The following is a 23,354-nucleotide window of genomic DNA, read 5'->3' as shown; positions in this document are numbered from 1 at the left end:
GTATCTTTTATAGTTGTGATTCAATTAATTTTTGTAAATTTTCACCGCTAAGTTCTTGAAGAGGTATTCCGTTTACAAAAAATGAAGGAGTTCCTCTCACATTTAAAACCCTTGCATCATCTAAGTCTTGTTCAATAATTTTATCATACATGATATTATCCATGCTTATTGATAGTTTTTTCATATCAAGTATATTTGACTTTTCTAAAACAATCCATAACTTTCTAGGATCCACACCATGTCCATCTAACCATTGATTTTGTGTAGCAAACATCAATTCTAAAGTCTCATTAAAAAGATTTTGTTCTCTTGCCCCTTCTAACATTTTTACTGTATAGTTAGAATTTTCATGAAAGGGTGCATATCTTAGAACTAATTTAATATCATCTTTATGCTTTTTAATTAAATCTTTAACAAAAGGATAATAATAAGCACAAGTTCCACAAGCTGGATCAAAAAATTCTATTAATTGAACTTTTGCATCTTTTGGTCCTATTACTAAAGAATAATCCCTTTGAAAAAGCTCTGCTTTTCCACTTGCAACTTTTGTAAATTCATTGGCTTTATTTTGTTTATAAAAATATCCACCTACAAGAAATAATCCAATTAATACGATTAGTATTATTAAAACTGTTTTTTTATTCTGCATTTCTACTCCTAGTGTATGTATTTTAATATCTATATATTAATAGAATATAAATATTTATTTTTAAAAATCAAAATTATACTAATAAAACCTTATTTTAAATAAAATAATTTATTATAGGAGTTAAAATGCAAATATTTGATCCAATTGAATATAAAAATATGGTTAAACAGTACCAAGAAGAAGATAGACCACTAGATTGGTTTGATACCATTTATAAAAATGCAAAGGGAGATTATAAAAAAGTATTTTGGGCTGACTTGAAAGCAAGTCCTTATTTAATAAATTGGTTAAATAAAAATAAAATCAATAAACAAGCCCCAAAAGCTGTTGTAATAGGTTGTGGTGTTGGTGATGATGCAGAAGCATTAAGCGACTTTGGATTTGAGGTTACTGCATTTGATATAGCTCCAACTGCAATCGAACTTTGTAAAAAAAGATATCCAAATACAAAAGTTAATTATCTTGTTGCAAATTTATTTGAATATGATAAAGCATGGCTTGGAAACTTTGATTTAGTATATGAATGTAATACAATACAAGTTTTACCAGGTGATTATAGAAGTAAAGCTAGAGTTGCTATTTCAAATTTATTAAATATAGGAGGATATGTACTTGTCTCTTGTAGAAGTAGAAAAGAGAATAAAAACTTAGATGAGATACCTTTACCTTTGGATAAAAAAGAAATAAATCAATTTGTATTAAGTAATGGATTAGAAGAGATTAGTTTTTTAGCATATGATGATAATCAAAAACCTTCTGTTCCTCATTTTTTTGCAGTATATAAAAGAGTAAAATGATAAAAAAAATACTTAAAATTATTAAATCAATTTTCATAAAAGAGAAGACTTTCCCCTGTATTGTATGGGATGGGAAGAAAATGAGCTACCCAAACTTAACAAATACGCAGATAAAAGAGATAGAAAAACTCCCTAAATATGAGGGTTGGAGAGTAATGATTAATGAAAATGTAATATAATATTAAATTTTTTTTAATAATACTTGCATTTAATTTTTATTTTAGCTATACTGTTTTTCATGAAGATGGTTTCGAGTTTCATCTTTGGCTTTTTTTATTGAAAACTATTTACAAGTACACAGATAATCTACCATGAAAGAACACTCAAATTTATATTTTCTACCACTTTAGCAATAAAGTATATTTAAACAACAAAGGAAACTGCATGGCAGATTTAGTAAACGGAACAGTAAAATGGTTCAACAGTGAAAAAGGTTTTGGATTTATCGAACAAGAAAACGGTGGTAAAGATGTATTCGTACATTATAGACAAATTAACAGTACTGGATACGGTAGAGTATCTTTAAACGAAGGTCAAAAAGTAACTTTCGAAGTAGCTGAAGGTCAAAAAGGTCCACAAGCTGAAAATGTAACTGCTTTATAATAATAAAGTTATTTACAATAAAAAAGGTTAGTCAAAATGACTAACCTTTTTTTATGCCTAATTTTTAAATAAAAATTAAGAAAATATTAATTTTATAATCTAATAGAAATGAATAGTACAATTTTATGTTACTTTATGATACATTGTATCAATATTATAAACAAATTCTTAATTTTAGTTGAGTTATACATTTTTTATACACTTTATTAACATATACTCCTGCTTCAATTAAGATTTAAAGGGGAAGAAATGAATTTTGAAACTGCAGATTTATGCGATGATAACCAAGACAAAGAGATTCAGGTATTGTCAAATGAATATAAAAATTATGGGGGATTAAAAAAATGTGCTGGACAAATAGTAACAATTAAACTTGATAAAAGCAATTGGGAACTATTGGAAATGTTAAGAGATGAAAATGGAAAAGGCAAAGTTGTAGTAGTTGAAAATGCAAGATATTTTTATGGAGTAGTTGGAGATAAATTAATGGATTTTGCTAAAAATAACAATTGGCAAGCTATTATTATCAATGGATATGTAAGAGACATCGCTTATACAAAAGATATTGATGTTGCTTTATATGCAATAGGGACTTGTCCATTAAGAAATTTTGAAAAAACAACTTCTTCAAGAGGTGATCAATTGAGCTTTGGTGGAGTTACTTTTCATGAAGGTGATTATTTATATGCTGATTTAGATGGGGTAATAGTTTCAAGAGAAAAATTAATCTAATAATATAAGTAGAGATAAAACTCTACTTATATTACATCTATATTCTACATCTACTTTTATCCTAATATTTATCCAGAAAATTCAAAATGTTACCAAAATGTAACTAGTTACTTTATATACAGTTTGTAATAATTATCTAACAAATTCATGATATAATGAAATTATGAAAGAAAAAATATACGTAGTAGATACAAACATTATTCTACAAAACCTACAAAACCTGTATAAAGTCAGTGATAATGGTTCTAATGTAATAGTTGTACCAGAAACTGTTTTATTTGAACTTGAGGATAAAAAAAAGTTACCCAATGAACTTGGTTTTTACTCAAGAGAGTTTGCTAGACTTCTAGCCAAAATGAAAATCAAAGAAGTAGATCATAGAAGTAAATTTAAAGTTGTAAAATATTTTAGTGATAATCTTCAACTACATGTTATTGCAAAAGATAAATATGATTCTGAAATAGAACAAGTTCACTTAAGTGAAAGTAATGACAAAAGAATTATTGAAGTTGCAGCAATCGCACAACAGTACTATAAAGGTGCCCAAACAATATTTTTATCAATTGATATTTATGCAAGAACTTTTGCTCAGTTCAAAGGAATAAAAGCTGAGACTTTACATGATGATAAATCTGTTGTTCCTAAATTTGAGTTTGTAAAAACTTTAGAATTAGACTCATCTAAATTTAACTCACTTGATGGAAAACTTATTACTTCTTTTGATGATAAATATACTTTTGAAAACTTCTCTTATGAATTTAGTAGTGAAGATGGAAATAAAGAGTATGCAATAATTATAAATAAGATAATAAATATTTTAAGTGAAAGTGATTTTAAAGCCTTACAAGTAAAACCTGTAAACCTTAAACAAAAACTATTTTCAAAAGCAATTGTATCTAATATGTATGATTTATTGGTTATTGATGCAAAAGCTGGAAGTGGTAAAACTTTGATGTCAATTGCAAGTGCCATGAGACTTATTGACTTAGGACTTTATGACAAAATAGTATATGTACGAAACTCTATTGAATCACTTGACAAAGGTGCTGATATTGGATTTTTATCAGGAAATGAAGAAAAATTTCGTATTTATAATATGGCTTTGACTGATACTTTAGAATTTATTGCTAAAAAACAGTTAAAGAAATCAGAAAATAAAGAAAACAAAGAATCAATTGATAGCAAAATTTCTGAGCTTACATCTAAATATTGTATTGAAACTTTGTGGCCAGGGGAAGCTAGAGGAAGAACACTTAGCTCTGCTATTGTTATAATGGATGAGTGGCAAAATTCAAGTGAAAAAACTACTCAACTTATACTTTCAAGACTTGATGAAAGTTGTATGGCTATTGTAATTGGTTCAAATAGACAAATTGATAATTTATATTTAAATAAATACAATAATGGTCTAACTACGCTTTTAAAACAGACAAATTTTGAACATGATGAAGTTAAAATGTTTGCAATTGAACTTGAAAAAGCAGTAAGAGGTAAATTCGCAGAATTTACTGAGCGAATATTTGAAAATAAGAAAAACTAAATAGTAGTAAAGAGATTGTTCTATTTTTTAGAACAACCCTCTTCTCCACAGCCACAGCCACCATTCTTTTTAAAAGTTTTTCTTAAAATATATGCTAAAGCTAATAAAACGATTGAAAAAATTGCTATTTCTTGCATTGGATATCCTAATTGATAATAAGTATTAATATAGTATTCTATAATTATATTTATAAATTTGTAATTAAATTGAAATTAATTTGTAACATTAACTAAAATTAAGTCATAATTATGAAAAGAGTAACTTAAGTTAAAAAAGGAAACTACCATTCAAAATAGACTAATAAATGATACTATTTATAATCATATAGAGTATACAAAACTTGAAGATTTGATTTTACAAAGTAAGATATTAAATAGACTGCAATTTGTAACACAAAATGCCCTAGCTTATTTTTCATTTCCATCAATTACAACAAAAAGATTTATACATTGTTTAGGAACAATGCATGTAAGTTCTTATATGCTAAAAAATGCCCTTTTAAATAGTGATTCAACAACAAGGGACATGTTTTTAAGAAGTATGAAAAAAGTTATTCATGAAATAATTGTAGAAGATAAGTTAAATATTACATTTGATGAAGGTAGTTCTTACTTTGATAATAAAGCCTTATATCAATTCTCTATACCTACAAACTCTAAAATGTACAATGATACTTACATAATCACTTTACAAGCTGTAAGATTGGCTGGCTTACTCCATGATGTAGGACATCTTCCTTTTTCACATCAAGTTGAAAATGCACTAAAACGAGTATATGAAAATATACAAAACTCTCCTGATTTACTTCAAAAAGAAGAGAATTTTAAAGACTTGTATGAAGATATAACTTCAAATCAAAAGCAAGTATTACATGAAGCAATTGGTGAAAACTTTATTGATTTATTATTTAAAGAAGAACTTATAAAAAATAGTGATAGGCAATCAGATATTGATTATTTCAAATTATTGCATAAGCTTTGTATGTTTATATTAAAAGAGAAGATTTATGGAAAATTTGATTTTAAAGTATTACATTCAATTATTAGTGGAACTATTGATGCTGATAGATTAGATTATATAAATCGGGATATGGTAGCTTCTGGATATATTGGTGGAGCAAATGACAACTTAAGAATCACAAAACATACTGTATTAGTAAGAGATGGGAAAACTTTTAAAATAAGCTTCTTTGATATGGGCTTAATAGACATTGAACATCTTTTAGAAATGAGATTTAACTTATATAAAAAGGTAATCTATAATCATGGTATTGCAAAAACAGATGCCCTATTAGAAAATGTAGTTTTATATCTTTCAAATAAATATTTTAGAAATGGCATGTTTTATGAAAGAAACTCATCAAACTGTATTGCTATGCTTTGGAATTTTTTAAGTGAAAAAAATGAAGAGAGACGACTAGACATAGTCTCTATGCTTGATGAAAATTGGCTAATTTCACTATTTAAGAAAGAGTATTTTGAAATAAAAAATAAAGATACTAAAACAAATGATGACAAAAAGTATCTAAAATCGTTTGAAGAAGTACTTTTTGGAAAAAGATTTTTTAGATCTCCTTGGAAAAATTTAAATGAATTTTATAAAGTGCTAGAATTTTCTACAATTGAAAGATATAAATTTAGAGAAAGTTTTGGATACCTTACAAAAAATAGATTCAAAAAACTTAGAATCGAACTAGATAAATTTATAAAAAAATGGGAAACTCAAGAAGAAGATGTATTTTTCACATACCAAATTGTATCTTTTACTTTAGGATTAAATAAAGAGTTTACGCTTTATGATGGTGAAGAAATTATTCCAATAGATGAAATTTCAACAGTTAGAAAAAGATTGAAAAAATCTATGCTAAATACTGTACCTTTTTATATTTATACAAATAAAAAAGACATGAATCTAACTTTGAAAAAAGAACTTAAAGATATAGTGTTTAAAATATTTGAAGATTAAATAATAAATTAAGACAAATCCTTAAGAATTTTTGGTTATTATTACGAAAATTATCCTTATAGGACTTGTCATGTTTAACAAAATAAAATTATTTGTAGATGGTGGATTTTTTACAAAATTCATAACCTATTTAATCGTATTAAACGGTATTACGATGGGATTAGAAACTTCAAAAGTATTTATGGCAAACTATGAAGTTTATGCAAACCTATTTAATCAAATCGTTATTACAATATTTACAATAGAAATCATACTTAGAATTTATGTTCATAGAATATCTTTTTTTAAAGATGCTTGGAGTATATTTGACTTTACAATAGTTGCTATTTCTTTAGTTCCATTAAGTTCTGGCTTTGAAATTTTAAGAATACTAAGAGTACTAAGACTTTTTAGACTTATAACTGTTGTCCCTCAAATGAGAAAGATAGTTACTGCACTTATTAGTGTAATACCTGGTATGTTATCTGTTATTGCTCTTATGAGCTTGTTCTTTTATATATTTGCAATTATGTCTACTCAACTATTCTCACAGAGCTTTCCACAATGGTTTGGCACCTTAGGAGAATCATTTTATACACTTTTTCAAATCATGACTTTAGAGTCTTGGTCTATGGGAATTGTTCGACCTATCATGGAAGTTTACCCACATGCATGGATTTTCTTTGTTCCTTTTATATTTATTGTGACCTTTGTAATGATAAATTTAGTTGTTGCAATTATAGTTGATGCAATGGCGATACTAAATCAAGATGAAGAGAAACATATTATTGAAGAGGTTCAATCAAATGAACACAATGTGAATGATGAAATTAAGAAATTAAGAGAAGAGATTTTTGAGCTTAAATCATTAATAAAGGCAACTATAAAAAGTTAGCCTTTATATAAATAATTTTACTCATTTCTTGAAGTTACTTCAATAAGGTGGTAACCAAATTCTGTTTGAACTGGACCTTGTATTTCTCCTACAGGTGCAGTGAATACTACGTCTTCAAACTCTTTTACCATTTGACCTTTACCAAATGTACCTAAAGCTCCACCTTGATCTCCTGATGGACATAATGAATATTGTTCTGCAGCTTCTACAAAATCTAAATCCCCACTAATTATTTGTTCTTTAACTTGGTTACATATCTCTTCATTGTCTATTAAGATATGTCTTGCACTAGCTTCCACTGCCATTAATACTCCTTTTTAAAATAAATCTACACACTGAACTTCATCTGGAAAAAATTCTTTTATCTTACCTCTTCCTAGATTCTTTGCTTCATAAAGTGATATATCAGCGTTTCTTAAAATATAATCAACAGAATTTGTTTGATTATCATAATGGGTAATACCCACGCAAATAGTTTTTTTCAAAGTATAACCTGAGGGAGATACTTTTACTTCACTTTTTGCAAAAACATCGATTAATTTTTGAGCTACAAGTTTCGCATCATTTTGTGATGTAAGTCCAACTAAAGTAACTAAAAATTCATCCGCTTCTAATCTTACAACAATGTCAGATTCCCTTATATTATTTCTTAATATTTCTGATAAACTAATTAAAACCTTATCCCCAATATCATAATCAAATTCATCAATAACTGCTTTAAAGTGATCAATTCCTACCATCAAAAATGAGATATTTTTATTCTCTCTTTTTGATAAAGGTAATAGTTTATTTAAATGTTCAACTAAAAACTTTCTATTATAAACACTTGTCAAAGGGTCTTTAAAAGTCAACTTTTGTACTAATTCTTGGTATGAAACACTATTTACAAAAGGTGCCACCATGTAAAAAAAAGCATTTAAGATTTCATCATTTGATGTGATTTCTTTTAAGTGTTTTTCATTTTCACAAACTAAATAAAAATTTATGGCTAAACTTTTATTCATAAAAACTTTATATTTCTTAATCATTGAACTATTTTCATAAATTTCATCATTAGAATTTTGAAAAGCGATCTCTTTATCTTTTTCATCCAAAGAGTCAATTATAATTTTTAATGATTTTATATAAAAGGTTTTTTCAATCCATAGTTGTAGTTCTTCATAGATAAGCTTAACTTCTTTTAGATCTCTTAATCTATCATAAAAATCAAGATATTCATAAATATTTTGATTAAAACAATTAGCTTCTAAAAATCTTTTTATACCACTTACAATCAAATTATTCATCAATTTCCTTGAAAAATATATTATTTAATTATATATTACCTATTTTTACTTTTATTTTTTATAATATGAACTATCTATCAAATATTCTAAAGAATTTCCCTTTGATCTTTAAAGACTCTTTTTCTTTTATTTTTCTCTCATAAGCATCAACTTTTATTGCCACATAAGAGCACATAGGAAGTATTTTTATCTTACCTATATCATCTTTTCCTAAACCATTATCTTGAATCAAACACCCTAATATATCAGCAGGTCTTAGTTTTAATTTTTTTCCACCACTTATATAAATAGTTTTATATTCTGAGCTTAGTTTATATACCTCATCAATCAAACTCTCTTCATCTATATAAACTAACTCTTTATTTACTTGCAACTCTTCAACTTTATCTTCATCATAATCATTATATAAAGTTAAAGCAACTCCACTTTTCCCAGCTCTTGCTGTTCTTCCTATTCTATGTGTATATACATTTGTATCATTTGCCATATCATAGTTTATAACCATCTCAACATCATCAATATCAAGTCCCCTACTTGCAACATCAGTTGCTATTAGTATTGGGTATGATTTATTTGAAAAAAGTGTGATAATTTCATCTCTTGTTTTTTGTTCAAAATCAGAGTGTAAAACTAAAGGATCATATCCCATATCATAAAGATAGGTATCTAATTCATCACATTTGATTTTTGTATTACAGAAGATTATTACAGAATTTGGTTTATAAGTTGAAAATAGTTTTAATAAAACACTATCTTTTCTTGAAGTTTTTATAAACTCTTCTCTTATAGTACTTTCTGTATGAACTGTATCTACACTTTTAAAAATAGGATCTACTAAGATACCTTTTGAAAGCTCTTTTATATTTTCATCATAGGTTGCAGAAAATAGCAGTGTTTGTCGTTGTTTTGGTATAAAGTTAATAACCTTTTCTATATCTTCCAAAAATCCCATATCAAGCATTCTATCTGCTTCATCTAGTACAAGTGTATCAATTGATTCTGGATCTAGGTTTTGCTCTCTTAAATGGAAGAGTACTCGTCCAGGAGTTCCAACTATTACATGAGCTCCATGGGTTAATGAATGTGTTTGTCTACTTGAGGGAACGCCACCACATAAAGTTAATATTTTGATATTGTGTTTATATCTAGCTATTCTTCTAAGTTCCTCTGCAACTTGATCAGCAAGTTCCCTTGTAGGACATAAAACTAAGCATTGTGTTTTAAACTTCTTTACATCTAGTTTATTTAATAGCCCTATTCCAAAAGCAGCAGTTTTTCCACTTCCAGTTTTTGCTTTTGCTATTACATCTTTTCCTTCTAATATTAAAGGTAAAGACTCCTCTTGTATTTTTGTTAGAGTTTCATAACCTAAAGATATCAAGTTTTCTTTTAGTTTTTCATCTATGTTTAGTGTAGTTATTGCTAGCATTTATATCTTCTTTAAGTAATAAGTAACAGTAAGTACAATAGCTAAGATTATTGCTACTCCATAATACTTATAATCATCTGCGTAAGTTAAAACAACTTCGCCTAATTTATAACTGACATATCCAACTATTACTGCCCAAAGAATTGTAGCAAAGAAGTTAAATATAGTAAATTTTTTAAATGAGTATTTTGTAAGTCCCATAGCCAAAGGAATCAAAGTTTTTATTCCATATACATACTTTTGCAAGAATACAACGGGTGAGCCATATTTTCTCATCCACAAATGTGCAAGTGCAACTTTTCTCCCATGCTTTCTCATTATATCTTTTGCATAGTTTTTATTTGTTCTTGCCATGTAAAATAAAAACTGATCCCCTAAAAAGTTTGAACTAGCTGCAACGATAATACATACATAAATATTTAAATCACCAGAATAAGCTAAAACACTTGCAACCACAAGTCCAACAAAACCACCACCAAATGAGTATAAGAATAGAGCTAAATAACCCCATTGATTAATTATATCTTCCAAAACAATCCTCTATATTTATTAATAGGAAGAATACTATCTAAAATAGTGATAAAAAGCTCTTAACTTCTCTTGTGCTTCTTCTATACTTATGGGAGTAAATCTTATTTTACTATTTGGTTTTGCTTGTGCTAGATTAAAACAATCTAGACTAAAAACAGTTCCAATCTTTGGATATCCTCCAATTGTCTGTCTCTCTTTTAATAAAATAATTGGCTGTCCATCACTTGGTATTTGAATAGCACCAAATGCAATACCCTCTGAAATGATTCCATTTATATCTGATTTTATTACTTCACCATTTAACTTACACCCCATTCTATTAAAATCATTTGTTATGGTATAAGTGCTTGAAAAGAATTTATCTTTCTCTTCTTGGGAAAAATTATCTTCTTGGGAACAAAGAATTACTCTTAAAATCAATTCATCACTATACTTTGGAATATATTCTTTATGTAGTCTTTTTTTGTATGTGGGTTGTGAACTTTTAAAAGGTAAGATATCCCCTTTTTTTAATTTATCACCATCTATCCCACCAAGCTTCTCTTTTATAGTTGTACTATTACTTCCAAATTCTTTTTTAATATCAAAGCCACCACTTACTGCTAAATATACTCTCGTACCCTCTATTATTCTTCCAACTTTTAAAATATCACCATTTTTTATATTGTATGTTTCCCAAGTATTCATTAAAACATCATTTATAAAAAACTCACACTTAGCACCTGTAAGTGCGATTTGTGTTGAGTCATTTACTTTAAACTGAACATTTGAAAAAGATATTTCTAGGGCATTTGTACCATAATCATTTCCAAGGATTTTATTTACATATAAATAAGCATACTCATCCATTACCCCTGAATTTGAAACTCCAATATTCGAATAAGAGAATCTTCCCATATCTTGTATTGTTGCAAGGATTGGTTTATTTATTATTTCTAAACTCATATAATTCCACCTTGAGCTAAAAACTCTTCTTTACTGATTGCATTAAATTTAACCTTATCTCCAACACTCAAAGGTGAAAGTTTTTCTAAACTCTTATCAAATAGTTCCATTGCTGTTCTTCCTATAATATTCCACCCACCAGGAGAACTTTGAGGATAAACTGCTGTTTGTGTATCTGCAATAGCAACTGAGCCTTTTGGCACACTTTTTCTTGGGCTTGATAATCTTGGCACGGCTATTTGTTTATCAACACTTGCTAAAAATCCAAAACCAGGAGCAAAACCTATGGCATATACATCATATAGTTTTTGTGAATGTATTTCTATAATCTTTTCTATTGGAAGTTTTGTTTTTATACTCATGTCACTTAAGTCCAAAGCAACTTCTTCTCCATAATAAACATCAATATTTATAATGTTTTTAGAACTATTATCTTCATACTCTAGATTAATACTTTGTTTTAATAGTTCTACTAAAGAAGAATAATCATATTTAAAAATATCATATGAGATATAAATAGTAGTATATGAAGGAATAATTTCTATTATTCCTTCTATATTTAAACTCTTTAAAGACAAATAAGCTTTTTGCACATCATTAGCTATCTTTTCACTTATTTCATTTCCAAAATATATAACTAATGAATCAACAGAAGCTACTTTAAATATCATGCAGATATTTCCTTTCTAAGTATTTTTATAAACTCTAAAGCATTTTGAGTATCACCATGTACACAAAGAGCATCAACTTCTAAAGCTAATTCTTTTCCACTAATACTATTTAAAGTACCTTTTTCTTTTAGATTTTTAACTCTTGATATAACTTCTTTTTCATCATGAATCACAGCATTATCTTCACTTCTTGAGACTAAACTTCCATCATCATTGTAATTTCTATCTGCAAATACTTCATATAATAAAGCAATATTATAAGCCTTTGCGATTTTTGCATACTCTTCATTTTTTGGGCTTGATAGTATCATTAGATTTAGACTCTTATCATAAGAAGAAATAGCACTTAAAATTGCTCTAAATACATTTTCTTTATTCATCATATCATGGTATAACCCACCATGGGGTTTCACATAAGAGACATAAGTATCATGTACTTTACAAAAAACACTTAATGCTCCAATTTGATATAAAACAATTGAACTTATCTCTTCATCACTACAAGGTATACTTCTTCTACCAAATCCTACTAAATCTTGATATCCAGGATGTGCCCCAACTGTTACATGGTATTTTTTAGCTAAAGCAACTGACTTATTCATAGTAAGAGCATCACTTGCATGGAATCCACAAGCAAGATTTGCCATATTGATATATGGCATAATCTCTTCATCTAATCCCATCTTCCAAATACCAAAACTCTCACCCATATCACAATTTAATTTTATACTCATCTTCTCTCCTATAAATCAATCTATTTTGCAGTCATATATCTAGGTACAAACTCTACAATTTCTGGAAAAACTGTAATTAAAACAACTGCAACAATCATCAAAATAAAAAATGGAAGTGTTGCTTTTAATATGTATTCTATTTTTTCTCCACTTATACTTTGTATAACAAAGAGTGAAAAACCAACTGGTGGGGTGATTTGAGACAACTCTACCATAAATACTAAAAATATACCAAACCATAATGGATCAAAACCAGCTAATTGAACAATAGGTAATACAATAGGTAAAGTCATAACAACAATAGAAATACCATCTAAAATCATTCCTAAAAATACATACATTATACCAATAATTAAAATCAAAGCAAAAGGTGAAAGCCCCATTGAGGCTATAAATTCACTAATTGCTCTTGCAATACCTAAGAATCCTACTACTTGAGATAAAAATCCAGCTCCAACTATTATAAAACTTATCATTACAGAAGTTTTAATAGTATTTAATAAAGCATTTCGCAAAATTTCAATTGATAAACTTTTAAAATAAATTGCCAAAATTACTGAACCTAAAACACCTAAAGAAGCAGCTTCAGTTGGAGTTGCTAGCCCTCCATAAATAGAACCTAACACTACTGTTATCAAAGATATAACGGGAAATAAATCTTTTAATGAATGAGTAAAATCTTTTAAAGAATATTTATCTTTATTTACAGGAACTACACTTTTATCAACACTTGCAGCAATCATTATATAAACTGAATAAAGAGTAGCTAGTAAAAGACCAGGAAGAATTCCTGCCATAAAAAGCTTACCTATTGATACATTTGATAATACTCCATAAATAATCATAATAAGTGAAGGAGGAATCAAAAATCCTAATGTTCCACTTCCTGCAAGGGAACCTAATGCAAGCGATTTTGAATAACCTCTTTTTTTAAGTTCATCAAGGGTAATTTTTCCAACTGTTGCAGTTGTTGCTGAACTTGAACCAGATATTGCTGCAAAAAGTGAACATGCTGCAACATTTATATGTAAAAGTTTTCCGGGAATAAAACTCAACCAAGGAGTTAGACCATTTAATAGTCTTGTAGAAATAGATGATTTATATAAAATCTCTCCCATTAAAATAAATATTGGTAAAGCTGCCAAAGACCAAGAGTTCAAAGAGTCATACATAGAAGCTGCAAGTAAATCACCAATCTTGTCATATATTGAGAGCACTGGTGGTAAATGATTTACAGCAATCAACATACCTAAAATACCTGTTAAGATTAATGAAACCCCGATCCAAATTGAAGATAACAAAAATACAAACATTATAAATACAAGAACAATTGATAAAATTAAAGGATCAGATATCATTTCTTAATCCTTTCAAAACAAAAGTTAAAACTGCCAAGATAAATAAGCTTATTCCTAAAGGCATAACTAATTGAGTTAAATATAATGGTGTTTCGGAAACTCCTTCTGAAACCATTTGCATATCATATGAATCATAAGTAAATAAAATCGTTCTATATAGTGCAAAAACTAATATAGCAATAGTAATTAAACCAGCGAATATATCAATAAACCTATTTGATTTTTGACTCATTTTAGAAGTTAAAATATTAATTCTAATATGTGCATCTTCATTAAAAGTATAAGCTAAACCTAAAAAAATTGCAGCTAAATACAAATATCCACTATATTCATCTGCAATCATTGTGGACATATCAAAAAAGTATCTAATAAATATCTCTGTTAAGATTAATAAAACTAATGATATTAGTAAAAGTGATGATAAATAAGCTCCCCACAATGAGAGCTTATTTATAAAAGAATAAAATATTTTCATAATTTACTTTCTATATTCTTCAAATATTTTTTTAGTATCTTTGTTGGCATCTTTTAAATACTCATTTAGCATTTTATCAGCAACTTTAGATAACTCTTCTTTTAATTTTGGAGTAGTTTCCCAAATATGCATACCATTTTTTGCCATAGTATCAAGTGCATCTTTATCTTCTGCTTTTACAGCTTCCCATTGTGATTTTTCAACTTCTGCCGCTGCTTTTAACATAGCATCTTTTTGAGAAGAGCTTAAAGAATTCCAATAATCGAGATTAACTGTAACTGCTTGTAAAGGATAAGCATAACTTATTTTTGTAAAGTCAGTTAATACTTCCCAAAATTTACCATCTTTCCCTGAACTTGATGATGTAATAACAGAATTAACTAAACCCGTTCTTAGAGCTGAATAAACTTCTCCCCAAGGTAAGGCGACTGCATTTCCTCCTGCACCATTTACAAAGTTTGCAGAGTTTTTATCATAAGTTCTAGTTTTTACACCATCAAAATCTGCCAATGACTCTAACTTTTTATTTCCATAAAACCCAGATGGTGGCCAAGTTACACTATAAAGTAATTTTTGATTCCATCTTCTTGCAGTTTTTTCATATGCAGGTTTTGAGATTTGATATAATTTATAAGCATCATCATAAGATTGAGCAATAAATGGTAAAGCAGAGATACCAAATACTTTACCACCACCAGCAGTAAATGGTATAAACATATCAGCCATAGCAACAGTTGCATCTTTTACAGCTTTTAAAGGATTACCTTTTACCAATGAAGAACCTGGATATACTGTAATATCAACAGTTCCATCTGTATATTTTTTTACTAATGTAGCAAATTTTTCAGCACCAACAGTATGAAAGTTATCTGCTCCATACTTTGCATTTAAATTCATTTTTACATTTCCAGCAAAAACCATACTGGCAAGTGAAGCAATAATTAAACATTTTTTCAACATGAGTTTTCCTTATTTTTTAGATAAGTAATAATAGTTTTATATAGTGAGTAATTAGTGAGTTTTAAAATATTTAATGAAGTTTTAGTTTATAGCCTTCTTGAGGAATATTTTCTATTAATTCTATTGGTAATCTTTGTCTTAACTCTTTTATAAAAGTTTTTAAAGCACTCATACTCATAGATTTATCTTTCCAAATATACTCTTCAATCATAGAATAAGTTAATACTCTATTTTTATTTTCATGAAGTAAAAGAAGAAAATTTTTATCTCTTTTTCTTAAAAGAACTTTTTCATTTTTATAATAAAGTTCTCTTTTTCCCATATCAAAGTACAACTCTTCTGAAAATACAACTTTCTTTTTTAGTTTATTTCCAAGGGCTTTTATAACTCCACTTAATAAATTATCTGAAACAACTGGTTTTAAAATATAATGATTTATATTTAGATTTATAAGATTTAAAAGGTACTCTTCGCTTGAATATGCAGTTAGCATTATTACAATAGTTGTCAAATCATTTTTTCTTATTTCTTCAACCATTTGAATACCATTTTTTTCTGGCATTTCTATATCTGATATTATTATATTTGGTTTCTTTTCATAGTATAAATAATAGCCCTCTTCTCCATTTGCTGCTTCATAAACTTCTGAAAAATAGTATTTTAGAGTATTAACTAATCTTTTTCTAATACCATCTTCATCTTCAACACAAAGAATTGTATAGTTTTTTAATTGTTCTATTATTTCATCCATTTTTATACCTTTACTTTAATTTTAAAAAGTGCTCCATTTTCTGTATTTTCAACACTTAACTCTCCACCCATATTTTTTTCAATAATCATCTTAGACATATATAGTCCAAGTCCTGTACCTTGAGAACTACTTTTTGTAGTAAAATATGGTTCAAATATCAAATCTAAATGTTCTTCTTCTACCCCATTTGCATTATCTTGAACAATTACAATTGCATATCCATCTTTAAAATCTACTTCTAAATCTATTCTTGGATTTTTTATTTCTCTTTGATTTAATATATCTTTTGCATTTGACATAAGATTTAATAAAACTTGTGCAAATTCTCTTTTATATCCATAAATTTCATAATTCATTTTTATATTATAATGAAGTTTAATATTTGAATTTTTAACAGATGCACTAATCAAAGAAATAGCTTCCATACAAGAATCTTCTATATAAAAATAAACTTTCTTTTTATCTGGTTTAAAAAAGTTTCTAAAGTCATCTATTGTATACGACATAAACTGGATAAGCTTATTAGATTCTTCAACAGACTCTTTTATCATCACATCATCTGCTTTTTTAAACTTTGCTGCTGTTTCAAGTTCCATTAATATACCAGCTACTTCACTTAAAGGTTGTCTCCATTGATGAGCTATCATTGATAACATTGTACCCATTCGAGCTAATCTTGATTGATGGAGCATTGCTCTATCTTTTTTTTGAACCTCTTCAATTGCAACTTGAACTTTTTTTTCTAAATTTTTGTTCATATCTTCTAAAAGAAACTCTTTTTTTTGTACATTTTCTTGATAATGTTTAAAAGCTTTTGAGATTTTTCTTGACATAATATAAGAAATAATACCAATCACTAACATAACAAGAAATGATATAAATACTACTAATCTAATATATTTGTCAATTCTTTTTTCTAATAGTTCTTTATTCTTGTCTATAGAGTTTTGTATGTCATCAATATATAATCCAGCACCAATAACCCAATTATATTTTTGATAAAGCCTAAAAAAACCAAGTTTTTTAGAGAAATTTATCTTTCCTGGTTTTTGCCAATAGTATTCTATAAAAACACCATTTGGGTTCTTTATTGTTTTATTCACAAACTCTTTAGTTATAAAACTACCTACTGCATCTTTTAAAGAAATATCATATGTATTTAAACTATTTTTTCTAAAAGGATGAGCTCTTAAATAATAAGAAGTATCATGAATCCAAATATATCCATTTTTTTCATAACGAATTGTTTCGGTATATCTTAAAACTTGATTTTTCAACTCTTCAATACTTAACTTTTTATTATTTTTCACTTGGAAGTTTATATAGTTTATTATACTTTGAATTTCTCTTTCAAGAATATTCTTTTGCTTTGAAATATAGTCATTTTCAACTCTTATACTTTCTTCTTTAAAGTATTTATTTTGATTTTGTATAAAAAAGTATATATTAAAAAAAGCAATAAGTATTACTGTAATTATAGGAGTTAATATAATTAATTTTGGTATATTCTTTTCTGTAAACATTATAATCCTACTTTTTTTAATTATATTTTATGAAAGTGAGTTAATGGTAAGTAATAGACTAATTTTATGTTCTCTTTATATTAAAGGTCATCTTTTACACCCTGTTTTCTCAATCTAATAACAACCAAGAAAGATATAGTTACACAAATCAAAACAACATCTACTTTCATATTGTATGAAATAATAAACAAAACTAAAGTAGCAACTAAAGCCAACTTTCTATATAAAAATGAATATAAATAAAGTAATATTGCCCCCGCAAAAAATAATAATTCAGCCATTTTTTCCCCTTTATTTTAAAGCCCGAAGTTTAACTACAAAAAGTGTCTAAGAAGTGTGTAAAAAAACTTAATATAATTAATTATTTAATAATCCACTAACTACTTTTATAAACTTATAATTTTTCTCAGAACTCCCATGTAAGCATATTGTATCAGCTTGTAAAAAAAGTTTAATTCCATTTTTACTAGTTATATATCCTCTTTCTTTTAAAGTCTCTACCCTTTGTATAATATCTAACTCATCATTTATAAAAGAGTCCTTTTCACTTCGGGAAAGAATAAAACCTTCATCGTGATAATTTCTATCCACATAAACTTCTAATATAAGAGAGATTCCATATAAAAGCGCTATTTGTTTGTACTTTTCATTTTTTTGACTTGATAAAATAACTAATTTTATATTTTTATCATAAGCACTAATTGCACTTAAAATTGATTTAAAAATCGATTCATCATCCATCATATCATTAAAAAGAGAACCATGAGGTTTTACATAAGATATACTTTTCCCATATATTTTGCAAAAAGCATTTAGTGCACCCATTTGATATATAACAATGGCTAAAATTTCTTCTAAAGAATATACTATTTTTCTTCTTCCAAAACCTGATAAGTCTTGATATGCAATATGAGCTCCCATTTGAACATTGTAGTTTACTGCTAAACTAACTGCTTTTTCCATATTCAATGCATCACCTGCATGAAAACCACAAGCAAGATTTGCCATATTAATATAAGGCATTATCTCTTCATCATTTCCCATCTTCCAAATACCAAAGCTATCACCAACATCGCAATTTAATTTTATGTTCATGCTATTACCTAATAAATTATTTATATTAATTATAACAAATTTTATATTTAATTCATTTTCTTATTTTTTTTCAATATAATTCTATAAAAATTCAAAAGAGAAAAAATGATTGAGTCCAATGAAGAGATAGTAGAAAGAAGAAAAATAGCAAACGATTTTAATTGCAGTGAAGAAATTTTTAAAAATATCAAAAATTGTGTAACATTTTTTGGAAGTGCAAGAACAAGTCAAAATACAGAAATTTGTCAACTAGCTGAAGATTTAGCTTTTAATTTAGCAAATAAAAATATCAATATTGTTACAGGGGGAGGTGGTGGAATAATGGAAGCTGCCAATAGAGGTGCGTATAAAGCAAAAAGTGTAGAATCAATTGGGCTAAATATTTTAATTCCAAATGAGCAAAAACTAAATTCTTTTACTACAAGAAATCATACATTTAATTACTTCTTTTCAAGAAAATACATGCTAGTAAAATACTCAGCTGCTTGTGTAGTTTTTCCAGGTGGATATGGTACACTCGATGAACTTTTTGAAATAATTATTTTAGTTCAAACTAAAAAACTGAAAAACCTAAAAATATATCTTTATGATACAACTTTTTGGAAAGACTTAATCTCTTTTATTGAAAATACATTATTAAAAGAGGGAATGATTAGTAAAAATGAACTAGATGTATTTATATTAACTGATGATTTGGATTTTATTGAAAAAGATATACTAAAACTATTTAATATAAATTAATTAGTTTTGGTACATGTGATATTTTTTATTTTCTGCTGCTACTCTTTTTTGTTCATTTTGATAAAATTCTATTGCTTTTTGTTTTATATTTTCATCAATATCATTTTCTAAATATTCATTGATGCAATCATTTATTACTAATATATAAACAACAGTATTTAATAAAACACCCTCTTCATCATGAGTTAACTTTGCTAAGTCAATAGAGTATATAGCTTCTTGAAAAGTATAAAATAGTCTTAAATCACTTCTTTCAAGCCTATAAGTGTAACCTTTTATATTTAAATAATTATCATAAAATTTATTATAATATTCACTTTTTATGATTTCATTTTTATATTTCTCAACTTCTTCTTTTAGTTCTGATACATCTTTGGCTTCTAATTGTTTATTTTTATATTGATATAAAAATTGTGTAGCTTCATCAAACAATAAAGTTTCTCCTTAAATAGAAATTAAATTTCTTTTATAACTTTTTTAAATAGGATATATTTTATCCTATTTACATTACAATTCTTTCGTCATACAAACAAACTTTAGCTTTCGTTGCTATTGTCTCCTTATTAATAACGGTGATTCCACCGTTATTTAATTTCCCCGTATTCTTCTTTCTGATTCTTTTGTAAAATATGAATTAAACATATTAAACTTAACCAAACTATAATTGTAGTTTATGTCAGTTCTTGGAGCATTTACATATTTAAAGTTAAATTTGGGATCTAACATTTTAATTATTTCTTGTGATAATTTTCCTTTATTATCTATAATTAAAACATCTCTATTTATCGTATACATATCAATAATACTTACATATTTTTCATTATTTACTTTATAAGTTGATATTTCATAATAATCTTTTGAAAATCTATCTACTAACTCAAAACTTTTGAATTTCATTCTTGTTTTTAATTCATATGTAAAAAAACCAGTTACAGAACCATTCCAATGACAATTATCACTTAATTGAATATTTTCTAAAAATAGATTTCCATATATTTGATTATCATCTTTTAAAGTATATGAATTAATTGTACATTGAGAAAAGGTATGTTCTACCTTTGGATTTGTAAGAGTTATTTTTTTATTTACATTTAATAAATTTATATTTGCAGAGCTATTTTTTTTATCATAATAAAAACTACTTGAAGCACAAGAAGTAAAAAATATAGCAATTAATGAGAAAATAAGTGATTTGAAAAACATAGTTTATCCTTTGTTTTTCTTTTATTATACTATATTTTAATCACTACTTCCATTAAAGTAATGATTTAAAGAGTTATGCTTTACTAAGCTTATTTCATGATATAAATCAAAAATTTCTCTTCCACTATATTTATATTCATAATCACTTTTTAGTAATTTTATAAACTCATTATAAAGTATTCCTTTTTTATCTATCATAAATACTTCTTTATTTACTTCCCAAATATATATTAGATGGACAAAACCTTTTGTAGCTGTTTTATAAGTAGAGAACTCATAATGTTTAAATTCAAATCTCTCTTGTAACTCTAAATTCTCTTTTATAGAGTCTTTTAACAAATTCTCAAAATAACCTCTTGCAAGACCATTCCACGAGCAATTTGAATCCAAATGGATATATTCAAAAAATAAATCATTACTATTGAAAGTATATGCTTCTAAGACATAAGGATCATGTCTTGTTTTTACTTCATAGTTTTCTAGTGTAAAATCAAACTTTTCATCATTTGGTAAAATAAAAGATAGCTCTGATTTATTGGCATCGAAGCTAAACACGGGATTTGACATTTGGTTCAATGAGTTTAAAATTTTTTTAAAAAAGTTCATAGTGGCTACTTATTATTAAATTACTTTATTATAAGAAAAAAACTTATTTTATGCAAGTACTTTGAAGTACTTTATTGAAGTTTTCCAATAAGCTACAGTATTATAGCTTATTGAAAGGGATAAAAGATAATTATTAATCCTAAAAGTACAAGACCTACTCTTAAAACTGTTTTTTGTTTATCATTAACTAAAGCATTTGATAAAAGACCTAAACCAAGTGCAATTTTTATAAAAGATAAAAATGCATATAAAAAATTAGTATCTGGTTCTATCAAAAATGGATTTACAACAAATGCCAAAGGTACAATATATAATCCAATACCTAATTTCATAGATTTCCCGGCTACTTCTATCCAATTTGCTTGGGCTATTCCTGATGCTATAAAAACTGTACCACACACAGGTGGAGTAATAGTGGAAAGTAAAGCAAACCAAAATACAAAAAGGTGTGCTTGAATAGCTGATAATCCATACTCTTGTAAAGTAGGACCTGCAATTGATACACAAATGATATAAGCAGCCGTAGTAGGAACTTCCATACCTAAAATCAAACAAGCAAATGCTGTTAAAAGTAAGGCTACAAAAAGTTGTCCATTTGATAAATATAAAATAGCAGAAGTGATTTTAACCCCAATACCTGTGATATTTAAAACTCCAATTACAATACCTGCACAAATAATAACAGAAGCAATAGATGCAATTTGCCTAGAAGCAGTAATACAACCATCTACAAATTTTTCTATAAACTCTTTAAATGATATTTTCCAATCCCTATTTACAAGTAAAAGTAAAATAGAAGCAAAGATTGCAAGGGCTGCTGAGTATTGAGGTGTTTTTCCCACTATTATCAAAGCATAAAGCAAAATTCCAAAAGGTATAAGAAAAAATGGTGCCAGTTTTAAAACCAAGTTTAATTTAGGAATATCTTCCTTATCCATAGCAAGAAGATTATATTTTTTAGCAAATACATCTATACCTATCCAAACTGTTACAAAAAATAAAATAGCAGGGAAAATAGCAGTTGACATAATTTTAGCATATGGCACACCTAAAAATTCTGCCATAATAAAAGCTCCCGCTCCCATAAGTGGTGGCATAATTTGTCCACCAGTACTAGCAACTGCTTCAGTAGCACCTGCTAAACTTGCAGGATATTTTAATTTTTTCATTGTAGGAATTGTAAAAGCACCAGTTGAAGCAACATTTGCAGAAGCAGAACCAGAAATAGAGCCAAAAAAAGCAGAAGCCAAAACAGATACTTTTGCCGCCCCTCCTCTTAATCTTCCCGCAATTTTTGTAGATAAAGACATAAAGGCATTACCACCCTCACCTATTCCCACAAAGGCTCCTAGTATTACAAATACTGCTACGACATTTACAGAAACCCCTGTCAAAGCTCCAAATATACCACCTTCTGCTATAACTAATGTACCAAAGAAACTATCCATTGGTATCTCTTGATGTCCAAAATCTCCAGGGATATAATGACCCCAAAGTCCATAAGCTAAGGCAATAGTTGCAGTCAAGGGAAGTGCTAGTTTTATAGCTCGTCTTGCCATTTCTAAAACACTTAAAAGTAAAGATAAAGCAACAAAGTATTGTAAAGAACCTTCTAATGAACCATATTGATCTTCTAAATCACTATAATTAAAAACTATATATAAAGAAGAAAACAGACCACATACTAATAATATATATCCACCATATTTAATCAGTTTTGAACTATCTTCATCTTGTGATAAAAGAAAAATCCAAGGTAAAACTAAAGCTAAGTGTAAAGGTCTACTTACCAAGTTTGGCATAAGCCCTGTAAAGATTAAGTAAATATGAAAACCAACTGTAATAAATGCTAAAAAAGTCACTACCAAAAATTTTATTGACAGTGA

At 27.2% G+C, this 23,354-nt stretch carries 28 protein-coding genes; 8 read left to right on the top strand and 20 right to left on the bottom strand.

The window, feature by feature from the left end; genetic code table 11:
- Window positions 1-7 precede the first annotated feature (7 nt).
- Entirely contained in the window at window positions 8-649 is a 642-nt protein-coding gene (locus tag CRU95_RS03635) for a thioredoxin domain-containing protein (protein ID WP_129099793.1), read from the bottom strand.
- Window positions 650-774: 125 nt separating this feature from the next.
- Between CRU95_RS03635 and CRU95_RS03630 the strand changes: the two genes are divergently transcribed.
- The 5 genes from CRU95_RS03630 (at window position 775) to CRU95_RS03610 (ending at window position 4,321) form a co-directional block, all read left to right on the top strand.
- Window positions 775-1,446, top strand: coding sequence for a bifunctional 2-polyprenyl-6-hydroxyphenol methylase/3-demethylubiquinol 3-O-methyltransferase UbiG (locus tag CRU95_RS03630; RefSeq protein ID WP_129099792.1), 672 nt, complete (start codon window positions 775-777; stop codon window positions 1,444-1,446).
- Window positions 1,443-1,625 carry a hypothetical protein gene (locus CRU95_RS03625; protein WP_129099791.1) on the top strand — a complete coding sequence of 61 codons (183 nt, stop codon included), beginning with the start codon at window positions 1,443-1,445 and terminating at the stop codon, window positions 1,623-1,625. The genes CRU95_RS03630 and CRU95_RS03625 overlap by 4 nt, the downstream gene beginning before the upstream one ends.
- A gap of 205 nt (window positions 1,626-1,830) precedes the next feature.
- Window positions 1,831-2,049, top strand: coding sequence for a cold-shock protein (locus CRU95_RS03620; protein ID WP_013135109.1), 219 nt, complete (start codon window positions 1,831-1,833; stop codon window positions 2,047-2,049).
- Window positions 2,050-2,298: 249 nt separating this feature from the next.
- Complete coding sequence (locus CRU95_RS03615) at window positions 2,299-2,781, top strand: S-adenosylmethionine--2-demethylmenaquinone methyltransferase (protein ID WP_129099790.1); 483 nt, start codon at window positions 2,299-2,301, stop codon at window positions 2,779-2,781.
- 163 nt (window positions 2,782-2,944) lie between these two features.
- Window positions 2,945-4,321, top strand: a complete 1,377-nt coding sequence (locus CRU95_RS03610; protein ID WP_129099789.1) for a PhoH family protein — start codon at window positions 2,945-2,947, stop codon at window positions 4,319-4,321.
- 20 nt (window positions 4,322-4,341) lie between these two features.
- Here the strand turns inward: CRU95_RS03610 and CRU95_RS03605 are convergent, their stop codons facing one another.
- On the bottom strand, window positions 4,342-4,458 hold the full coding sequence (locus CRU95_RS03605; RefSeq protein WP_129099788.1) for a FeoB-associated Cys-rich membrane protein: 117 nt from the start codon (window positions 4,456-4,458) through the stop codon (window positions 4,342-4,344).
- Between the two features lie 211 nt (window positions 4,459-4,669).
- On the opposite strand from CRU95_RS03605, the gene CRU95_RS03600 reads away from it, so the two are divergent.
- Both CRU95_RS03600 and CRU95_RS03595 read left to right on the top strand, forming a co-directional pair.
- The gene (locus CRU95_RS03600) at window positions 4,670-6,286 is read left to right on the top strand and encodes an HD domain-containing protein (protein WP_258238619.1); all 1,617 of its coding nucleotides are present in this window, start codon (window positions 4,670-4,672) and stop codon (window positions 6,284-6,286) included.
- Window positions 6,287-6,356: 70 nt separating this feature from the next.
- Window positions 6,357-7,160 (top strand): ion transporter, encoded by an 804-nt coding sequence (locus CRU95_RS03595; protein ID WP_129099787.1) that lies wholly within the window; start codon window positions 6,357-6,359, stop codon window positions 7,158-7,160.
- Window positions 7,161-7,177: 17 nt separating this feature from the next.
- Here CRU95_RS03595 and CRU95_RS03590 read toward each other — a convergent pair whose 3' ends face one another.
- The 14 genes from CRU95_RS03590 to CRU95_RS03525 all read right to left on the bottom strand — a co-directional run bounded on the left by CRU95_RS03590 (window position 7,178) and on the right by CRU95_RS03525 (window position 18,918).
- Entirely contained in the window at window positions 7,178-7,465 is a 288-nt protein-coding gene (locus CRU95_RS03590; RefSeq protein WP_129099786.1) for a peptidylprolyl isomerase, read from the bottom strand.
- 12 nt (window positions 7,466-7,477) lie between these two features.
- Window positions 7,478-8,446: a GGDEF domain-containing protein gene (locus CRU95_RS03585; protein WP_129099785.1), complete on the bottom strand. Its 969-nt coding sequence runs from the start codon at window positions 8,444-8,446 to the stop codon at window positions 7,478-7,480.
- 70 nt (window positions 8,447-8,516) lie between these two features.
- Window positions 8,517-9,875: an ATP-dependent RNA helicase DbpA gene (gene dbpA, locus CRU95_RS03580; RefSeq protein ID WP_129099784.1), complete on the bottom strand. Its 1,359-nt coding sequence runs from the start codon at window positions 9,873-9,875 to the stop codon at window positions 8,517-8,519.
- Window positions 9,876-10,406, bottom strand: coding sequence for a DedA family protein (locus CRU95_RS03575; RefSeq protein ID WP_129099783.1), 531 nt, complete (start codon window positions 10,404-10,406; stop codon window positions 9,876-9,878).
- A 33-nt stretch (window positions 10,407-10,439) separates the two neighbouring features.
- Window positions 10,440-11,351 (bottom strand): biotin-dependent carboxyltransferase family protein, encoded by a 912-nt coding sequence (locus tag CRU95_RS03570; RefSeq protein WP_129099782.1) that lies wholly within the window; start codon window positions 11,349-11,351, stop codon window positions 10,440-10,442.
- On the bottom strand, window positions 11,348-12,022 hold the full coding sequence (gene pxpB, locus CRU95_RS03565) for a 5-oxoprolinase subunit PxpB (RefSeq protein WP_129099781.1): 675 nt from the start codon (window positions 12,020-12,022) through the stop codon (window positions 11,348-11,350). The genes CRU95_RS03570 and pxpB overlap by 4 nt, the downstream gene beginning before the upstream one ends.
- Entirely contained in the window at window positions 12,019-12,756 is a 738-nt protein-coding gene (locus CRU95_RS03560; RefSeq protein ID WP_129099780.1) for a 5-oxoprolinase subunit PxpA, read from the bottom strand. Before CRU95_RS03560 ends, pxpB begins: the two co-directional genes overlap by 4 nt.
- Before the next feature lie 20 nt (window positions 12,757-12,776).
- Window positions 12,777-14,114 (bottom strand): TRAP transporter large permease, encoded by a 1,338-nt coding sequence (locus CRU95_RS03555; RefSeq protein WP_129099779.1) that lies wholly within the window; start codon window positions 14,112-14,114, stop codon window positions 12,777-12,779.
- Window positions 14,104-14,589 carry a TRAP transporter small permease subunit gene (locus tag CRU95_RS03550; protein ID WP_129099778.1) on the bottom strand — a complete coding sequence of 162 codons (486 nt, stop codon included), beginning with the start codon at window positions 14,587-14,589 and terminating at the stop codon, window positions 14,104-14,106. Before CRU95_RS03550 ends, CRU95_RS03555 begins: the two co-directional genes overlap by 11 nt.
- A 3-nt stretch (window positions 14,590-14,592) precedes the next feature.
- Window positions 14,593-15,549 carry a TRAP transporter substrate-binding protein gene (locus tag CRU95_RS03545; RefSeq protein ID WP_129099777.1) on the bottom strand — a complete coding sequence of 319 codons (957 nt, stop codon included), beginning with the start codon at window positions 15,547-15,549 and terminating at the stop codon, window positions 14,593-14,595.
- Window positions 15,550-15,619: 70 nt separating this feature from the next.
- Window positions 15,620-16,300, bottom strand: coding sequence for a response regulator transcription factor (locus CRU95_RS03540; protein ID WP_129099776.1), 681 nt, complete (start codon window positions 16,298-16,300; stop codon window positions 15,620-15,622).
- Between the two features lie 2 nt (window positions 16,301-16,302).
- Window positions 16,303-17,823, bottom strand: coding sequence for a cache domain-containing protein (locus CRU95_RS03535; protein WP_129099775.1), 1,521 nt, complete (start codon window positions 17,821-17,823; stop codon window positions 16,303-16,305).
- Window positions 17,824-17,903: 80 nt separating this feature from the next.
- The gene (locus CRU95_RS03530) at window positions 17,904-18,104 is read right to left on the bottom strand and encodes a hypothetical protein (RefSeq protein ID WP_129099774.1); all 201 of its coding nucleotides are present in this window, start codon (window positions 18,102-18,104) and stop codon (window positions 17,904-17,906) included.
- Between the two features lie 76 nt (window positions 18,105-18,180).
- On the bottom strand, window positions 18,181-18,918 hold the full coding sequence (locus CRU95_RS03525; RefSeq protein ID WP_129099773.1) for a 5-oxoprolinase subunit PxpA: 738 nt from the start codon (window positions 18,916-18,918) through the stop codon (window positions 18,181-18,183).
- Window positions 18,919-19,023: 105 nt separating this feature from the next.
- Here CRU95_RS03525 and CRU95_RS03520 point away from each other — a divergent pair, with 105 nt between their 5' ends.
- Window positions 19,024-19,659 carry a TIGR00730 family Rossman fold protein gene (locus tag CRU95_RS03520; RefSeq protein WP_129099772.1) on the top strand — a complete coding sequence of 212 codons (636 nt, stop codon included), beginning with the start codon at window positions 19,024-19,026 and terminating at the stop codon, window positions 19,657-19,659.
- Here CRU95_RS03520 and CRU95_RS03515 read toward each other — a convergent pair whose 3' ends face one another.
- From CRU95_RS03515 to CRU95_RS03500, 4 genes are all read right to left on the bottom strand, one after another.
- A complete protein-coding gene (locus tag CRU95_RS03515) occupies window positions 19,660-20,091 on the bottom strand; it encodes a hypothetical protein (RefSeq protein WP_129099771.1) in 432 nt (143 codons plus the stop codon).
- 156 nt (window positions 20,092-20,247) lie between these two features.
- Complete coding sequence (locus tag CRU95_RS03510; RefSeq protein WP_129099770.1) at window positions 20,248-20,862, bottom strand: hypothetical protein; 615 nt, start codon at window positions 20,860-20,862, stop codon at window positions 20,248-20,250.
- A gap of 36 nt (window positions 20,863-20,898) precedes the next feature.
- Window positions 20,899-21,468: a hypothetical protein gene (locus tag CRU95_RS03505; protein WP_129099769.1), complete on the bottom strand. Its 570-nt coding sequence runs from the start codon at window positions 21,466-21,468 to the stop codon at window positions 20,899-20,901.
- Between the two features lie 107 nt (window positions 21,469-21,575).
- Window positions 21,576-23,330, bottom strand: coding sequence for a TRAP transporter fused permease subunit (locus tag CRU95_RS03500; RefSeq protein WP_258238618.1), 1,755 nt, complete (start codon window positions 23,328-23,330; stop codon window positions 21,576-21,578).
- Window positions 23,331-23,354 lie beyond the last annotated feature (24 nt).

It is taken from the genome of Arcobacter sp. F2176 (assembly GCF_004116465.1).
Classification (GTDB): domain Bacteria; phylum Campylobacterota; class Campylobacteria; order Campylobacterales; family Arcobacteraceae; genus Arcobacter; species Arcobacter siniprincipis.
The sequence above is the reverse complement of the archived record's forward strand: the minus strand, read 5'-3'. Positions and strand labels throughout refer to the sequence as shown.

Excerpts from the sequence above, each read along its gene's own strand:
- CRU95_RS03535 (WP_129099775.1), bottom strand. The coding sequence starts at position 17,823 with ATGTTTACAGAAAAGAATATACCAAAATTAATTATATTAACTCCTATA.
- CRU95_RS03505 (WP_129099769.1), bottom strand. The coding sequence starts at position 21,468 with ATGAACTTTTTTAAAAAAATTTTAAACTCATTGAACCAAATGTCAAAT.
- pxpB (WP_129099781.1), bottom strand. The coding sequence starts at position 12,022 with ATGATATTTAAAGTAGCTTCTGTTGATTCATTAGTTATATATTTTGGA.
- CRU95_RS03590 (WP_129099786.1), bottom strand. The coding sequence starts at position 7,465 with ATGGCAGTGGAAGCTAGTGCAAGACATATCTTAATAGACAATGAAGAG.
- CRU95_RS03510 (WP_129099770.1), bottom strand. The coding sequence starts at position 20,862 with ATGTTTTTCAAATCACTTATTTTCTCATTAATTGCTATATTTTTTACT.
- CRU95_RS03610 (WP_129099789.1), top strand. The coding sequence starts at position 2,945 with ATGAAAGAAAAAATATACGTAGTAGATACAAACATTATTCTACAAAAC.
- CRU95_RS03615 (WP_129099790.1), top strand. The coding sequence starts at position 2,299 with ATGAATTTTGAAACTGCAGATTTATGCGATGATAACCAAGACAAAGAG.
- CRU95_RS03620 (WP_013135109.1), top strand. The coding sequence starts at position 1,831 with ATGGCAGATTTAGTAAACGGAACAGTAAAATGGTTCAACAGTGAAAAA.
- CRU95_RS03605 (WP_129099788.1), bottom strand. The coding sequence starts at position 4,458 with ATGCAAGAAATAGCAATTTTTTCAATCGTTTTATTAGCTTTAGCATAT.
- CRU95_RS03555 (WP_129099779.1), bottom strand. The coding sequence starts at position 14,114 with ATGATATCTGATCCTTTAATTTTATCAATTGTTCTTGTATTTATAATG.
- CRU95_RS03520 (WP_129099772.1), top strand. The coding sequence starts at position 19,024 with ATGATTGAGTCCAATGAAGAGATAGTAGAAAGAAGAAAAATAGCAAAC.
- CRU95_RS03545 (WP_129099777.1), bottom strand. The coding sequence starts at position 15,549 with ATGTTGAAAAAATGTTTAATTATTGCTTCACTTGCCAGTATGGTTTTT.
- CRU95_RS03550 (WP_129099778.1), bottom strand. The coding sequence starts at position 14,589 with ATGAAAATATTTTATTCTTTTATAAATAAGCTCTCATTGTGGGGAGCT.
- CRU95_RS03570 (WP_129099782.1), bottom strand. The coding sequence starts at position 11,351 with ATGAGTTTAGAAATAATAAATAAACCAATCCTTGCAACAATACAAGAT.
- CRU95_RS03540 (WP_129099776.1), bottom strand. The coding sequence starts at position 16,300 with ATGGATGAAATAATAGAACAATTAAAAAACTATACAATTCTTTGTGTT.
- CRU95_RS03585 (WP_129099785.1), bottom strand. The coding sequence starts at position 8,446 with ATGAATAATTTGATTGTAAGTGGTATAAAAAGATTTTTAGAAGCTAAT.
- CRU95_RS03525 (WP_129099773.1), bottom strand. The coding sequence starts at position 18,918 with ATGAACATAAAATTAAATTGCGATGTTGGTGATAGCTTTGGTATTTGG.
- CRU95_RS03630 (WP_129099792.1), top strand. The coding sequence starts at position 775 with ATGCAAATATTTGATCCAATTGAATATAAAAATATGGTTAAACAGTAC.
- dbpA (WP_129099784.1), bottom strand. The coding sequence starts at position 9,875 with ATGCTAGCAATAACTACACTAAACATAGATGAAAAACTAAAAGAAAAC.
- CRU95_RS03595 (WP_129099787.1), top strand. The coding sequence starts at position 6,357 with ATGTTTAACAAAATAAAATTATTTGTAGATGGTGGATTTTTTACAAAA.
- CRU95_RS03625 (WP_129099791.1), top strand. The coding sequence starts at position 1,443 with ATGATAAAAAAAATACTTAAAATTATTAAATCAATTTTCATAAAAGAG.
- CRU95_RS03635 (WP_129099793.1), bottom strand. The coding sequence starts at position 649 with ATGCAGAATAAAAAAACAGTTTTAATAATACTAATCGTATTAATTGGA.
- CRU95_RS03530 (WP_129099774.1), bottom strand. The coding sequence starts at position 18,104 with ATGGCTGAATTATTATTTTTTGCGGGGGCAATATTACTTTATTTATAT.
- CRU95_RS03560 (WP_129099780.1), bottom strand. The coding sequence starts at position 12,756 with ATGAGTATAAAATTAAATTGTGATATGGGTGAGAGTTTTGGTATTTGG.